Origin of the sequence: Plantactinospora soyae, from assembly GCF_014874095.1 — a bacterium.
GTDB lineage: Bacteria > Actinomycetota > Actinomycetes > Mycobacteriales > Micromonosporaceae > Plantactinospora > Plantactinospora soyae.
The window spans coordinates 2,925,868-2,940,414 of the sequence record NZ_JADBEB010000001.1 but is presented as its reverse complement, the minus strand read 5'-3'; the positions used below and the strand labels follow the sequence as shown (position 1 = coordinate 2,940,414).

Here is a 14,547-nt window from a genome sequence, read left to right as displayed (position 1 = left end):
CCGGGTAGCGTAAGTCGCCGTGCGTACGACAAAGCGACTGCACCTGGTACTCGCCTCGGCAAGCCCGGCCCGCCGTAAGCTCCTCCGCGCTGCGGGGATCGAGCCGGAGGTACTGGTCAGCGGCGTTGACGAGTCGACGGTAGACCATTCAACGCCGGAGGCGCTCAGCCTCACGCTGGCCCAACTCAAGGCACGGACGGTGACCGAACGACTCGGCCAGCCGAGCGTCAACGGGTCGGCGCCCGAGTCCGCCGATCGCCAGACTCTCGTACTCGGGTGCGACTCCGTACTCGCCTTCGACGGGGAGATCCTGGGTAAGCCGGTCGACGCCGACGAGGCGACCCGGCGCTGGCGGGAGATGCGCGGCCGGAGTGGGGTGCTGCACACCGGGCACTGCCTGATCGACCTGTCCAGTGGGCGTGAGGTGGGCGCGGTCGCCCAGACGGCCGTACACTTCGCGGCCATCAGCGACGAAGAGATCGCCGCGTACGTGGCGACGGGTGAACCCATGCAGGTGGCCGGTGCCTTCACGATCGACGGTCTGGGTGGCCCGTTCGTCGACCGGGTCGACGGCGACCCCGGTACCGTGATCGGGCTGTCCCTGCCGCTGCTGCGCGGCCTGCTCGGCGAACTCGACCTGCGGATCACTGACCTCTGGACGGCGACCCCTGCCTCGTCGACCAGCAAGTGAACACCCCTGCCTCGTCGGCCAACGCCTGAGCGCTCCTGCCTCGTCGACCAGCCACTGATCTTCCCGAGCGGTGGTCAGAGTCGCCGAACTGATCGCCCCGAGCGGTGGTCAAGTGTCGCCGACCGGTGACAGAAACATCGGTGACGCCTGCCCACCGGGCACATTGATGAACCATCGGGTCCGCTGACCATGATGGGCTAGCGTCGGGACGTGTCCACAAAATCGATTCCACTCACCGAAGACCTGTCCGCGTACGTGCTGGCGCACGGCTCTCCGCCGGACGACCTCGTCCGCGAGTTGATCGACGAGACGTTGTCGGTCCTACCGGCGGACGCCGAGATGCAGATCGCCCCGGAGCAGGCCGGGCTGCTCACCTTCCTGACCCGCCTGGTGAACGCCCGGCAGGCGGTCGAGATCGGCACCTTCACCGGCCTGTCCTCGCTGGCCATCGCCCGCGGATTGCCGGCGGACGGCCACCTGACCTGCTTCGACATCTCGGAGGAGTACACCGCGACCGCCCGGCGGTACTGGGCGCGGGCCGGGGTCGACGACCGGATCGATCTCCGCATCGGTCCGGCGGCCGAGAACCTGCGGTCGTTGCCGACGGAGCCGTACCTCGATCTGGCGTTCATCGACGCCGACAAGACGGGCTACCTGAACTACTGGACCGAGTTGGTGCCGAGGATGCGTAGCGGCGGGCTGATCGTGGTGGACAACGTGTTGCGGGTCGGCCGGGTCCTGGCCCCGAAGAACGCGGGTGACCGGGCGATCGCCGAGTTCAACGATGCCGTTCTCAAGGATGACCGGGTCGATCTGGTGATGCTGCCGATCGCGGACGGGCTGACCCTGGCCCGCCGCCGCTGAGCACATCCGTCCCTGAGCACATCCGTCTCGCCGGGGCGGGCGGCACGTCGTGCCGGAATGAGAAGACGCGGCGGGTGGCGTCGGCTCGACCTCGATGACGGACGCGCAGCCCGCCACCGCTGGTCGATGCCGACCCCACCCGTACCACTCTCGCGCTGGCCCTGCTCAGCGGACGCTGCGGGCGAACTCGCGGGCCGCCCAGGCCACCGCCAGCGCGGTGATCACCGTCATCACCGACAACCCCTGCCAGACGGCGTCGTTGCCCAGGTCACCGGCGAAGAGCGCCCGAGCACCGTCCACGGCCCAGGAGAAGGGGTTCCAGTCGGCGATCCCCTGCAGCCAGCCCGGCGCGAAGGTCAACGGCAGCAGGATCCCGGAGAGCAGCAGCACCGGCTGGGCGATCGTGTTCATCAGCGGCGCGAGCGCGTCCTCGCTCTTCACGACCAGGGCGATGCCGTACGACAGCGCGGACGTCATCAGCGCGATCAGGGCCAGCAGCAGGTACGCGAGCAGCAGGTCCCCGATGAACACGGAGAGCCCGAAGCCCAGCGCGAGCAGGGTGATGATGATCGCCTGGGCGATCAGCGACACCACGTCCCGCAGTGACCGGCCGAGTAGCAGGGCGAGTCGGCTGACCGGGGTGACCCGGGATCGTTCGATCACTCCGGCGCGCAGCTCGGCGATCAGGCCGAAGCCCTGGAAGAGCCCGCCGAAGATGGCGAGCAGCACCAGCAGGCCGGGAACGAAGATGCGGTACGCCTCGGCGTTGCTCGACGCCTGCAACGCGGGCTTGAGCAGCGGCGCGAAGAGCAGTAGGTACATCACCGGCTGGAAGATGCCGACGAAGAGCCAGACGGGCTGGCGGATCAGCAGCAGGAACTGCCGCTGGAAGATCAGCCAGGTGTCGCGGGCGAATTTCATTGCAGAGTCTCCTGTTCGGCGTGCGCGGCGGGGCGGTCAGGACTCGCGCAGCGAGCGGCCGGTCTTGGTGAGGAACACGTCGTCGAGGCTGGGGCGGTGCAGCTCGATGGAGCTGAGCCCGATGCCGGCGGTGTCGAGGGCGCGCAGGATCTGGGGCATGTCCCGGGCACCGTCGTTGACGTAGAGGCGCAGTCCGCTCTCGTCCGAGGTCTCCAGCTTGGTGACGTACGGCTCGGTTTCCAGCACCTTGGCGGCGTCCTGTGCCGTTCCTTCGACGGTGACCAGCACCACGTCTCCGGATATTTCCCGCTTCAGCTCGGCCGGGGTGCCCTCGGCCACGATCTCGCCGTGATCCATGATCGCGATCCGGTCGCAGAGCGCGTCCGCCTCGTCGAGGTAGTGCGTGGTGATGAAGACGGTCATGCCCTCGGAGCGCAGCCGGCGGATCTCGTCCCACATGTGTGCCCGGCTCTGCGGGTCGAGGCCGGTGGTCGGCTCGTCCAGGAAGACGATCTTCGGCTCGTGGATGATGCCGAGGGCGATGTCCACCCGACGGCGCTGGCCACCGGAGTACGTCTTGCACTTCCGGTCGGCGTACTCGGTGAGCTGGAACGCCGCCAGGGCGCGTTCGGCACGCTGCCGCGCCTCCACCTTGCTGATGCCGTACATCCGGGCGTGCAGTACGAGTTCCTCCCGGGCGGTCGACTCGTCCCAGGTGCTGCCGCCCTGTGCCACGTAGCCGATCTTGCGTCGTACCTCACCGGGGTTGGTCCTGAGGTCGACGCCCGCGAGGTTCGCTTCACCGCCGTCCGGCTCGATGAGGGTGGCGAGCATCCGCAGGGTGGTGGTCTTGCCCGCGCCGTTCGGCCCGAGGAACCCGAAGATCTCCCCTTCGGCGACGATGAGGTCGACGCCACGGACCGCGTCGACCGCCTTTTTACTTCCGCCCTGTCGGGAGCGGAACGACTTCCGCAGCCCTTTTGTCTCGATCATGCCTGCTCCTGGTCTACCGGATCGGCATCCCCACCGACCCGCCCCCCGGGGTCCGCCAGAAGGCGCCCACCCCAACGCTTCCCGGAGGCTAACGCGATATAGCGCATCTAGTCAACGTTGATTATTACTCGTCAGCCGAGGACTCCTCGGCAGCGTCGGACGGCTTCGTCCGCTCCGAACGCTGGACCCGACTCGGCGGCTCGCCCTCCCCGGACCCGGTGCTCGCCGCGTTCTCACCGATCAGCGTGCCGAACTCTTTCCACCCGGGCATCTGCACGAACTCCTCCGGGATGTACGGCACCCCGGCGTCGATGAGATCGGCGATCCGCTCGCACCACGCGATCTCGCCCTCCGCACGGGCGATCGACAGCTGCCACATCCAGGCGACGTGGGTCGGCCTGCCCTGCTTCATCCACCCGGACTCCATCGCCGACCGCAGGCTGTCGTTGACGGAGCGCAGCGAGCGAGCCCGGTTGCGGAGCGCCGCCGACGCCTCGTCCCGGGACAGCGCCGGCAGGAATGAGAAGGCGGCGAAGAAGGGGTCGACCACCTCGCCGATGTTCCACCACAGGCCGCGCAGCAGGTTCTGGAACTCGTCCTCGCCCTTCGGCGTGATCTCGTACGTGATCCGCGCCGGCCGGGCACCCACCTGCTCGGTGGCCACCTCCCGCAACCGCCCCTCCTCGGCCAGTTTGCGCAGCGCGTGGTAGATCGAGCCGGGCTGGACGTTCGCCCACTTGTCCGCGTTCCAGCTCAACAGCTCACGACGTACGTCGTAGCCGTGCACCGGCTGCATCCACCGGACCAGGCCGAGAATCATCATTCGAGTAGCTGACACAGATGAAGCGTAATAACCAAAATTGACTAACGCCCAACGGCACCCTCGTGGCGCGGCCGGGTTCACCCCACTGGCGCTGCCCAGCCACCCGCCGGCCGGCCAGGCGCCGTCGTCGTCCGGTTCGCCACCGCCGCCCGCCGGGCCCGACAGACCGCCTCGCCCGTCGCAGTACCCCGGGAACAGACCACCTCGCCCGTGGCAGGCCTCCGGCACAGACCGCCCCGCCCGTCGCAGGACCCCGGGACAGACCGCCCCGCCCGTCCGCGAGGACCGGGACGGACCGCCCCCGCCCGTCGGCGGGACCAGCGCCGTCGTCGACAATGTTCCTGCAAGAGCGCCGGCCGAGAGGCGGGCAGTGGGTGTCTCGGGCCCCGGTGACCACGCCGGCCGGTTCCGACAGCCGTACCGGCGCCCATCGCCGGCGGGACAACCTGAGGAGGAGCAGCCGCGTGCGCAAGGTACTGATCGCCAACCGGGGCGAGATCGCCGTCCGGGTCGTCCGCGCCTGCCGGGACGCCGGACTGGCCAGCGTCGCCGTGTACGCCGACTCCGACCGCGACGCGCTGCACGTGACCCTCGCCGACGAGGCGTACGCGCTCGGCGGGGAGACCGCGACCGAGACGTACCTGCGGATCGACAAGCTGCTCGACGTGGCCGCCCGGGCCGGGGCGGACGGCGTACATCCGGGTTACGGGTTTCTCTCCGAGAACGCGGATTTCGCGGCGGCCGTGATCGACGCGAGGTTGACCTGGATCGGGCCGAGCCCGCAGGCGATCCGCGACCTGGGTGACAAGGTCACCGCCCGGCACATCGCGCAGCGCGCCGGTGCGCCCCTGGTCCCCGGCACGCCCGATCCGGTGAACGGTCCGGACGAGGTGCTGGCGTTCGCCGTCGACCACGGGCTGCCGGTCGCGATCAAGGCCGCCTTCGGTGGCGGCGGCCGTGGCCTCAAGGTGGCCCGGACGATGGAGGAGATTCCCGCACTCTTCGAGTCCGCCACCCGCGAGGCGCTCGCCGCCTTCGGCCGGGGCGAGTGCTTCGTCGAGCGGTACCTCGACCGGCCCCGGCACGTCGAGGCGCAGGTCCTGGCCGACCAGCACGGCAATGTCGTGGTCGTCGGCACCCGGGACTGCTCGCTGCAACGCCGGCACCAGAAGCTCGTCGAGGAGGCTCCGGCGCCGTTCCTGACGGAGGCGCAGCGGGCACAGATCCACGCCAGCGCCAAGGCGATCTGCCGGGAGGCCGACTACCACGGCGCCGGCACGGTCGAGTACCTGGTCGGTGCCGATGGCACGATCTCGTTCCTGGAGGTCAACACCCGGCTCCAGGTCGAGCACCCGGTCACCGAGGAGACCGCCGGCATCGACCTGGTCCGCGAGCAGTTCCGGATCGCGGCCGGGGAGAAGCTCCGGCTCGACGCCGATCCGGCGCCACGCGGACACTCGATCGAGTTCCGGATCAACGGCGAGGACCCGGGCCGGAACTTCCTGCCGGCGCCCGGCACGGTGACCGCACTGCGGCTTCCGACCGGGCCCGGGGTACGGGTGGACACCGGGATCTCCGCAGGCGATGTGATCGGCGGCAACTTCGACTCCCTGCTCGCCAAGGTGATCATCTCTGGGGAGACCCGTACCGAAGCGCTGGAGCGCGCCCGGCGGGCCCTCGACGAGATGGTGGTCGACGGGATGGCCACCGCGCTGCCGTTCCACCGCCTGGTCGTCCGGGACCCGGCGTTCACGAGCGACCCGTTCACCGTGCACACCCGGTGGATCGAGACCGAGTTCGACAACACGGTCCCGCCGTACACCGTGCCCGCCGGCTCCGAGGCGGAGACCGGCGGCGAGCGGGAGACCGTCGTGGTCGAGGTGGCCGGCAAGCGGCTGGAGGTCAGCCTTCCGGCCGGCTACGGCGCGGGTACGGCCAGCGGCGCTCCGGGTACGGCCGGCGCCCGGCGCCCGGCCCGACGTGGCTCCCGGGCCGGCGCGGCAGCCGGGGCGGGCGGGGCCGGTGGCGACGCGCTGACCTCGCCGATGCAGGGCACGATCGTCAAGATCGCGGTCTCCGACGGGGACACCGTCGCCGAGGGTGACCTGGTCGTGGTGATGGAGGCGATGAAGATGGAGCAGCCGTTGCAGGCGCACAAGGCCGGGGTGGTGAGCGGCCTCTCCGCCGAGGTCGGCGGGGTGCTCACGGCCGGCGCCGTCATCTGCGTCATCAACTGACCCGACCGGTTCGGATGACCGGCGCCCGCCCGGTCCGGCCTCGGCTGGTCGGGGTCCCGGGCGCGCGACTGCCGGCCGGGCGGATCTTCGTCGGGCATGATGGCCAGGTGCAGTTCATCACCGGCGCGACACCCGCACAGGACCTGACCTACAACGACGTCTTCCTGGCCCCGGCCCGGTCGGCCGTGGAGTCCCGGCTCGACGTCGACCTTTCCAGCAGCGACGGCACCGGCACCACGATTCCGATCGTGGTCTCCAACATGACCGCCGTGGCGGGCCGTCGGATGGCCGAAACGGTGGCCCGGCGAGGTGCGCTCACCGTACTGCCGCAGGACATCCCGATCGACGTGGTCACCGAGGTCGTCTCCTGGGTCAAGCAACGGCACCTGGTACACGACACCGCGATCACGCTCGGTCCCGCCGACACCGTCGGCGACGCGATCCATCTGCTGCCGAAGCGGGCCCACGGGGCGGTGATCGTCGTCGACGCCGGAGGACGGCCGGTCGGCGTGGTGACCGAGGCGGACACGGTCGGGGTGGACCGGTTCGCGCAGTTGCGCCATGTGATGTCCACCGAACTGCACACGGTGCCCGCCGAGGCGGATCCCCGGACCGGATTCGACCGGCTCTCCCGGGGCCGTCGCCGGCTCGCCCCGGTGGTCGACGCCGAGGGGCGGCTGGTCGGGGTGCTGACCCGACAGGGAGCGCTGCGGGCAACCCTCTACCGGCCGGCGCTGGACGACAAGGGCCGGCTCCGGATCGCCGCCGCGATCGGGATCAACGGCGATGTCGCCCGGAAGGCCGCCGCGCTCTTCGACGCCGGGGTGGACACCCTGGTGGTGGACACCGCGCACGGCCACCAGGAGCGGATGATCAGGGCACTGCGCGCGGTACGGGCACTCGACCCGCCCGTACCGGTGGCCGCCGGGAACGTGGTGACCGCCGAGGGCGTACGGGATCTGGTCGAAGCCGGTGCGGACATCGTCAAGGTCGGTGTCGGGCCCGGGGCGATGTGCACCACTCGGATGATGACCGGGGTGGGGCGGCCACAGTTCTCCGCCGTCCTCGACTGCGCGACCGCCGCCGCCCGGCTGGGTCGACACGTCTGGGCCGACGGCGGGGTACGTCATCCGCGTGACGTCGCGCTCGCTCTCGCCGCCGGGGCGTCCAACGTCATGATCGGCACCTGGTTCGCCGGCACCTACGAGTCACCGGGGGACCTCTACACCGATGCCGACGGCCGCCGGTACAAGGAGAGCTTCGGCATGGCGTCGGCGCGTGCCGTCAGTGCCCGTACCGCCGAGGACAGCCCGTACGACCAGGCGCGCAAGGCGGTGTTCGAGGAGGGCATCTCCAGTGCGCGGATGTACCTCGACGGGACCCGGCCGGGCGTGGAGGACCTGATCGACGAGATCGTGGCGGGCGTACGCAGCGCGTGCACGTACGCGGGCGCCGCCGACCTGGCGGAGTTCCACGCGAACGCGGTGGTCGGAGTGCAGAGCGCCGCCGGTTACACCGAGGGGATGCCGCTGCCGACGAGCTGGTGACCGGCACGCGGCGTTAGCCGTGACACCCCGCTTACCGGGGCCGGCCCGGCTCGTCGTTCCGTCCGGAGGCGTCCTGGCCCGGGGCGAAGAGCAGCCGGATCACCGCCCTGGATGCCGCCTCGGGGTCGGTGCCGACCTCGGCCGGGAGCGCCCCGCCGAGCCAGAGCGTGGCGAAGCCGTGCACGATCGACCAGGCGGCCAGTTGGGCGTTCGCCGCCTCCGGCCCGGCCGTCGTCTCGGGCAGCGTGGCGACGCCGGCCCGGAGTGCGTCGGAGGCTTGCTGCTTCGCCGCCGCCAGTGCCGGATCTTCGCTGTCGAAGAGTTCCGGCCGGAACATCACCTCGAAGTGGGCCCGGTGCGCGACGGCGAATCCGACGTAGCCGACCCCGAGTTCCAGCAGGCTGTCGTTCTCGGCACGGATTCCGTTCAGGCTGTCGGCCAGCATTCCGAAGCCCTCGGTGGCGAACGCGGTGAGCAGGCCGGCCTTGTCGCCAAAATGATGCGCGGGCGCGGCGTGGGAGACACCGGCCCGACGGGCCAGATCGCGCAGACTGAGCGCCGTCGGTCCCGACTCCTCGATCGCCTCGGCGGCGGCGGTCAGCAGCGCGCGTCGGAGATCTCCGTGATGGTACGGCCGCCCTGCGGCAGTCTCCTCGATCATGCGGCCAGCATAACTTGCCATTGACAAGATGTCCTCCCAGCACGCAGTCTTGGCGACGTCAAGTTCTCCCCCTCGCCGAACGGACACCGACATGATTCCGCTGATCGCCCTGCTCGCCGGCACGTTCGTCGCCCGGATCGTCGGCTTCCTCGGCGTCGATGCCCTGGACGGCTGGCACCCCGCGCTCCGGCTCGGGCTGGCCCTGATGTTCCTGCTCGCCGGCTACGCACACTTCGCCGCCACGCACCGCCGCGATCTCATTGCGATGGTGCCCCCGAAACTGCCGCGACCGGATCTGCTGGTGACCGTGACCGGTGTGCTGGAGCTGGTCGGCGCGGTCGGCCTGCTCGTCCCGGCCACCGCCCGCTGGGCGGCGGCCGGGCTCGCGCTGATGATGCTCGCCATGTTTCCGGCCAACGTCCACGCCGCACGCCGAAAACTGGCCCTGGCCGGCCGCCCCGTGGAGCCACTCGGCATCCGGACCGCGATCCAGGTGGTCTTCGTCACCGCCGCCCTGCTCGTACTCTTCCTTCCGGCGTGAGCCCGCCTGAGCCTGCGTAAGCCCGCGTGCGCGACGCCGGCCCTCGGGGAGCCGCTGCAACTCCTGTCCCGACCCTCGCCGGATCAGGGCAGGAGTTCCGCCGAGTGGGCGGCCACGATCCCGCTGATCATCCGCAGCGCGTCCGGCGCCGCCATCGGCTCCACCGCCCGGCCGTCCCGCAGCCGCAGCGCCACCTGACCGGCCGCCACCTCCCGGGCACCCAGCACGGCCGCGTACGGGACCCGGCGCTGGGCGGCACCCCGGACCCGGGCGCCCAACGAGCCATCGCCGACCAGTTCAGCCCGCAGCCCGGCCCGTACGCACTCCTGCCGGAACGCCTCCGCCGCGGCCAACTGCTCCGGCCCGACCGGCAGGACCTGCACCTGCACCGGCGCGTACCAGGCCGGGAAGGCGCCGGAGTGCACCTCGATCAGGTACGCGAACAGCCGTTCCATGCTGCCGACCAGACTCCGGTGCACCATCACCGGTCGGCTGCGCCCGCCGGAGGAGTCGGTGTAGGAGAGGTCGAACCGGGCCGGTTTGTCGAAGTCGAGCTGGATGGTGGAGATGGTCGACTCCCGGCCCGCCCCGTCCAGGATCTGGATATCGATCTTCGGCCCGTAGAACGCCGCCTCCCCGGGCGCCTCGACGTACGGCAGTCCGGACAGCGCCTCCCGGAGCAGGTTCTCGGCGTGCTGCCACATCTCGTCGTCGCCGACGTACTTCTCCCCTGGGCCGCGTAGGGAGAGCCGGAACCCCGCCGGTCGTACGCCGAGCGCCGCGTGCGCGACCCGGATCAGGTCGAGGATCTCGGCGACCTCGGCCCCGACCTGCTCGACGGCGCAGAAGTTGTGCGCGTCGTTGAGCGAGATCGCCCGGACCCGGCTGAGTCCGCCGAGCACCCCGGACCGCTCGGACCGGTACATCCCGCCCAGCTCGGCGATCCGCAGCGGCAGTTCCCGGTAGGACCGGCCCCGGGCCCGGTAGACGAGGGCGTGGTGCGGACACAGTGCCGGACGGAGCACGAACTCGTCATCGGCGGAGAGCCGCAGCACCGGGAACATGTCGTCGGCGAAGTAGCCGAGGTGCCCGGAGAGTTCGAACAGCTCGCGCTTGCCCAGCGGAGGCGAGTAGACGTGCTGGTAGCCGGCCTGGCGCTCCAACTCCCGGACGTAGGACTCGACGCTGTGCCGGGCGGCGGCGCCGGCCGGTAGCCAGATCGGCAGGCCGGCGCCGGAGAGCGGATCGGCGTGGAACAGCTCGAGCTCGCGGCCGAGCCTGCGGTGGTCAACCATGGTCTTCTCCTGGAGATCGGGATCTGGCTGGGACGATCCCGGTCCCGGAGTACGACGAAGCCCCGGAGCGGATCGCCCCGGGGCCTGTCGACGAAGAGTTCGCGTCAGTGCGGCACGCCGGGGTCGCCCGGCGTGGTCGTCTCGTTCGCACTGCGCATGGCGGCCACGGTACGCCACCACCCGCGTCCCGCCCAGCGAATATCCGCCGGTCAGCGCAGCCGGGTGATGGTCACCTCGACGCCCTGCCCGGTGTTGGCCGGCCCGGCGTAGACGCCCTTCAACGGCGGTACGTCGCCGTACTCCCGGCCACGGCCGACCACGACGTGCCGCTCGCCGACCGGTACCCCGTTGGTCGGGTCGAAGGCCGCCCACCGGCCGACCCACCATTCGACCCAGGCGTGACTCTGCCCGACGATGCTCTCCCCGATCCCCGCGTCCGGTACCGGGTGCAGGTATCCGGAGACGTACCGGGCGGGGATGCCGATGCTGCGCAGCAGCCCGACCACCAGGTGGCTGATGTCCTGGCAGACACCCTTGCGCTGCCGCCAGGCCTGTACGGCGTCGGTCTGCACCCCGGTCGCGCCCGAGGTGTACGCCACCTCGTCGCGTACCTGCTCGCAGAGCGCCATCGCGGCCGCGTGCGGGGTCGGCCGGGCGGCCCGGACGGACTCGGCCAGGTCGGTCAGCTCCTCGTCGAGCGCGGTACGCGGGGTGGGCAGCAGCAGTTCGTACCAGCGGTCCCGGGTCTGGAGTCCGCGCAGGTCCGCCCAGCCGGCGCCGTCGGTCGCGGCCGACTGGTCACCGGGGCCCAGCGTCTCCACAGTGGAGGAGGCGGTGACCCGCAGCGACTCGTGTGCCTCGTGCAGGTCGAAGGCGGTCACCACGGTCCCCCAGTAGTCCTCGTACCGGTAGGTCCGGGCCGACGGCCACACCTCCACCCGCGCGTCCAGCACCGCCTGGCGGGCATCGTTGCGCGGCGACATCCGGGCCTCGTTGTACGACCCGGCGACCGCCCCGGCGTAGGTGAAACCGGTCTGGTGTCTGATCTTCAGCCGCCAACTGCCCACCGTCACCGGAACCTCCTCCAACACCGGGTCACGCGACCGCCTCCGGCACCCAGGCGACGGCGGAGGTCTGCCGGAAGTAGCGGCGGGAGACCGCGTCGTTCACCTGGGAACAGGTCCGTTCCAGGCCGGCGAGGACCGTGCCGAGGTCACCGATCAGCTCGTCGGCGGCCCGGAACTCCAGGCCGGTCCGGGCCCGACCGATGATCCGCTGCGCGTCGGTGGCCACTCCGGTCCGGCCGGGCTGACCCGGGCCGCCGTACGGCTCCAGTTCGGCGAGGCAGCCCTCGGCCCGGGAGAGCGCGGCGAAGACCGAGCGGGGGAAGAGCCGGTCGAGCAGCAGGAACTCCGCCGAGTGCCGGTCGTCGAGCGATCCCCGGTACGTCCGCAGGAACGTCTCCCAGGCGCCGCAGGAGCGCAGCAGCGTCAGCCAGGACGGAATGCTGCCGCCGGCGCGTACGTGGGTGGAGAGCAGTCGGGCGGTCATGTCGACCCGTTCCACGTTGCGGCCCAGCACCAGGAACAGCCAGCCCTCGTCCCGGCTCATGGTGGCGTCGGTGAGGCCGGCCATCACCGCGCAGCGTTCCCGGACCCAGCGGAAGAAGGCGTGTACGCCCTGCTCCTCGGCGCGGCGCCGGGCGCCCGGCAGGCCGTGCCAGGTCGAGTTGAGGCACTCCCACATGTCGGCCGAGATGGTTTCCCGGGCGCCCCGGGCGTTCTCCCGGGCGGCGGCCAGGGCGCCGACCACGGAACTCGGGTTCTCCTCGTCGAGGCCGAGCAGCCCGACGACCCGGGCGGCGGTGACCGGCTGTTCCAGTTCTCCGACTCCCATCACGCCGAGCAGCGACCGGCAGGCCGTCGCCTCGTCGACCCACGGGTCGGCGAGCATCCGGTGCAGGTGTACGTCGAGGATCCGCGCGGTGTCCTCGGCCCGTTCGACGTACCGGCCGATCCAGTAGAGCGATTCCGCGATCCGGCTCAGCATCTCGACCACCCCTGGTCGGCACCGGCGTCCCGAGTGGACTGTTGCTGCTGTTGCTGCTGTTCGGCGACCTGCCCGCCACCCGGTCCCGGATCGGGGCTGCGCGGCGTGGGTACCCGGGGCAGCACCGGAGCGTCAGGCTCGGAAAGCTCGGCGGGATCGACGGGCTCGGCCGGGTCGATGCCGGTGCTCAGGTCCACCGGGCTGAGTTCGGACGGCGGCTCGGCGAGGATCCAGGTGTCCTTGGACCCGCCGCCCTGGCTGGAGTTGACCACCAACGCGCCCTCGGGCAGCGCGACCCGGGTCAGCCCGCCCGGCAGCACGCTGACCCGCTGGCCGTCGTTGACCGCGAACGGGCGCAGGTCGACGTGCCGGGCCCGCAGCCGGTTGCCGATCAGCGTCGGCACCATCGAGAGCGCCACCTCGCGCTGGGCGATCCAGCCGCGCGGGTCGGCGGTGATCCGGGTCCGCAGCTCGGCCAGTTCGGAGTCGGATGCCTGGGAGCCGATCACGATGCCCGCCCCGCCGGACCCGTCGACCGGCTTGCACACCAGCCGGTCCAACTGGTCGAGGACGTGGTCGAGCACGTCCGGGTCCTCCAGCCGGTACGTCTCGACGTTGGACAGCGTCGGCTCCTCGCCCAGGTAGTAACGGATCAGGTCCGGGACGTACGAGTAGAGGAGCTTGTCGTCCGCGACGCCGTTGCCGACGGCGTTGGCGATGGTCACCCGACCGGCCCGGGCCGCGTTCAACAGCCCGGCGACCCCGATCACCGAGTCGGCCCGGAAATGCACCGGATCGAGGAACTCGTCGTCGATCCGCCGGTAGATGACGTCGACCCGCTGCTCGCCGCCGGTGGTCCGCATGGCGACCTCGTTGCCCACACAGACCAGGTCCCGGCCCTCGACCAGCTCGACGCCCATCTCGCGGGCCAGTAGGGCGTGCTCGAAGTAGGCCGAGTTGTGCACGCCGGGGGTCAGGACCACCACCGTCGGATCGGTGATCCCGACCGGCGCCGCCGCGCGCAGGGCCCGCAACAACTCCCCCGGGTACGACTCCACGGGCTGGATCCGGGTCGCGGCGAAGACCTCGGGCAGTACGTGGGCCATCGCCCGGCGGTTCTCCATCACGTAACTAACCCCGGAGGGGACCCGGACGTTGTCCTCCAGCACCCGGAAGGCGCCCTCCTCGTCACGGACCAGGTCGACTCCGGCGACGTGGATCCGTACCCCGTTGTGTGGGCTGATGCCGGCGGCTTCGCGGTGGAAGTGCGCGCTGGTGACCACGACCCGGCGGGGTACCACGCCGTCGGCGAGGACCTGGCCGGCGCCGTAGATGTCGGCGAGGAAGGCCTCCAGCGCCTTCACCCGCTGGGCGACTCCGGCCTCGACCACCCGCCACTCGCCGGCGGCGATGATCCGGGGCACGATGTCGAGCGGGAACGGCCCCTCGACACCCTTGAGTGCGAAGGTGATCCCCTGGTCGAGGAACGCCCGGGCCAGTACCTCCGCCCGAACCCGGAGTTCGACACTGGACAACGGTTGCAGGGTGGCGTGCAGGGCTTCGTACGTCTCCCGGGGCATGCCCGGCGCGCCGAACATCTCGTCCCAGCCAGGGCCGAGGCGGTAGTCCTCGAACAAGTCCGCCATGGCCTGACGTTACGCCGATCTCGTTGCGCCCGCGTAACACGACGACACCGCATGATCGCGAAATCTGGGTCCCGCCCCCAGGTCAGCGGCCCGGCGACGGCGAATCTGGACGATGTCGGTCGATGTCCCGGCCCAGGGCCACCAGCCGGAGCGTCTGCTCCCGCCAGCGCGGCAGCACCAGCCCGAGCGCGAAGGTCGGCGGACATCGACTTCCCCGGCGACCGGTACGACCTGCTGTACCGGATTCCGATCGACTGACCCGGTTGCGCCAACGGCGCC

The 14,547-nt window shown here is 71.0% G+C and carries 13 protein-coding genes; 5 read left to right on the top strand and 8 right to left on the bottom strand.

Annotation, left to right across the window (positions count from 1 at the left end; all coding sequences use genetic code 11):
• Positions 1 to 19: 19 nt before the first annotated feature.
• Both H4W31_RS13160 and H4W31_RS13155 read left to right on the top strand, forming a co-directional pair.
• Positions 20 to 691: a Maf family protein gene (locus H4W31_RS13160; protein ID WP_192766926.1), complete on the top strand. Its 672-nt coding sequence runs from the start codon at positions 20 to 22 to the stop codon at positions 689 to 691.
• Between the two features lie 210 nt (positions 692 to 901).
• Positions 902 to 1,555: an O-methyltransferase gene (locus H4W31_RS13155; protein WP_192766925.1), complete on the top strand. Its 654-nt coding sequence runs from the start codon at positions 902 to 904 to the stop codon at positions 1,553 to 1,555.
• 165 nt (positions 1,556 to 1,720) lie between these two features.
• Here H4W31_RS13155 and H4W31_RS13150 read toward each other — a convergent pair whose 3' ends face one another.
• The 3 genes from H4W31_RS13150 to H4W31_RS13140 form a co-directional block, all read right to left on the bottom strand.
• Complete coding sequence (locus H4W31_RS13150) at positions 1,721 to 2,476, bottom strand: ABC transporter permease (RefSeq protein WP_192766924.1); 756 nt, start codon at positions 2,474 to 2,476, stop codon at positions 1,721 to 1,723.
• Between the two features lie 36 nt (positions 2,477 to 2,512).
• On the bottom strand, positions 2,513 to 3,469 hold the full coding sequence (locus H4W31_RS13145; protein ID WP_192766923.1) for an ATP-binding cassette domain-containing protein: 957 nt from the start codon (positions 3,467 to 3,469) through the stop codon (positions 2,513 to 2,515).
• 124 nt (positions 3,470 to 3,593) lie between these two features.
• On the bottom strand, positions 3,594 to 4,307 hold the full coding sequence (locus H4W31_RS13140) for a PadR family transcriptional regulator (protein WP_318783171.1): 714 nt from the start codon (positions 4,305 to 4,307) through the stop codon (positions 3,594 to 3,596).
• A gap of 449 nt (positions 4,308 to 4,756) precedes the next feature.
• Here H4W31_RS13140 and H4W31_RS13135 point away from each other — a divergent pair, with 449 nt between their 5' ends.
• The gene (locus tag H4W31_RS13135) at positions 4,757 to 6,529 is read left to right on the top strand and encodes an ATP-binding protein (RefSeq protein ID WP_192766922.1); all 1,773 of its coding nucleotides are present in this window, start codon (positions 4,757 to 4,759) and stop codon (positions 6,527 to 6,529) included.
• Between the two features lie 107 nt (positions 6,530 to 6,636).
• On the top strand, positions 6,637 to 8,076 hold the full coding sequence (locus tag H4W31_RS13130) for a GuaB1 family IMP dehydrogenase-related protein (protein ID WP_192766921.1): 1,440 nt from the start codon (positions 6,637 to 6,639) through the stop codon (positions 8,074 to 8,076).
• Positions 8,077 to 8,107: 31 nt separating this feature from the next.
• On the opposite strand, the gene H4W31_RS13125 is transcribed toward H4W31_RS13130, so the two are convergent.
• Complete coding sequence (locus H4W31_RS13125; RefSeq protein WP_192766920.1) at positions 8,108 to 8,737, bottom strand: TetR/AcrR family transcriptional regulator; 630 nt, start codon at positions 8,735 to 8,737, stop codon at positions 8,108 to 8,110.
• A gap of 91 nt (positions 8,738 to 8,828) precedes the next feature.
• Here H4W31_RS13125 and H4W31_RS13120 point away from each other — a divergent pair, with 91 nt between their 5' ends.
• Entirely contained in the window at positions 8,829 to 9,278 is a 450-nt protein-coding gene (locus H4W31_RS13120) for a DoxX family protein (RefSeq protein WP_192766919.1), read from the top strand.
• An 83-nt stretch (positions 9,279 to 9,361) separates the two neighbouring features.
• Here the strand turns inward: H4W31_RS13120 and thrS are convergent, their stop codons facing one another.
• From thrS to H4W31_RS13100, 4 genes are read right to left on the bottom strand one after another with little or no spacing between them, the layout of a single operon-like run.
• Positions 9,362 to 10,750 (bottom strand): threonine--tRNA ligase, encoded by a 1,389-nt coding sequence (gene thrS / locus H4W31_RS13115; RefSeq protein WP_318783170.1) that lies wholly within the window; start codon positions 10,748 to 10,750, stop codon positions 9,362 to 9,364.
• Between the two features lie 32 nt (positions 10,751 to 10,782).
• Positions 10,783 to 11,646: a transglutaminase family protein gene (locus H4W31_RS13110; RefSeq protein WP_318783169.1), complete on the bottom strand. Its 864-nt coding sequence runs from the start codon at positions 11,644 to 11,646 to the stop codon at positions 10,783 to 10,785.
• Positions 11,647 to 11,668: 22 nt separating this feature from the next.
• The gene (locus H4W31_RS13105; RefSeq protein ID WP_192766917.1) at positions 11,669 to 12,622 is read right to left on the bottom strand and encodes an alpha-E domain-containing protein; all 954 of its coding nucleotides are present in this window, start codon (positions 12,620 to 12,622) and stop codon (positions 11,669 to 11,671) included.
• The gene (locus H4W31_RS13100; protein ID WP_192766916.1) at positions 12,616 to 14,268 is read right to left on the bottom strand and encodes a circularly permuted type 2 ATP-grasp protein; all 1,653 of its coding nucleotides are present in this window, start codon (positions 14,266 to 14,268) and stop codon (positions 12,616 to 12,618) included. Before H4W31_RS13100 ends, H4W31_RS13105 begins: the two co-directional genes overlap by 7 nt.
• Positions 14,269 to 14,547: the final 279 nt, after the last annotated feature.

Coding starts and splice junctions, on each gene's coding strand:
- H4W31_RS13150 (WP_192766924.1), bottom strand. CDS start 2,476: ATGAAATTCGCCCGCGACACCTGGCTGATCTTCCAGCGGCAGTTCCTG.
- H4W31_RS13145 (WP_192766923.1), bottom strand. CDS start 3,469: ATGATCGAGACAAAAGGGCTGCGGAAGTCGTTCCGCTCCCGACAGGGC.
- H4W31_RS13125 (WP_192766920.1), bottom strand. CDS start 8,737: ATGATCGAGGAGACTGCCGCAGGGCGGCCGTACCATCACGGAGATCTC.
- H4W31_RS13120 (WP_192766919.1), top strand. CDS start 8,829: ATGATTCCGCTGATCGCCCTGCTCGCCGGCACGTTCGTCGCCCGGATC.
- H4W31_RS13105 (WP_192766917.1), bottom strand. CDS start 12,622: ATGCTGAGCCGGATCGCGGAATCGCTCTACTGGATCGGCCGGTACGTC.
- H4W31_RS13100 (WP_192766916.1), bottom strand. CDS start 14,268: ATGGCGGACTTGTTCGAGGACTACCGCCTCGGCCCTGGCTGGGACGAG.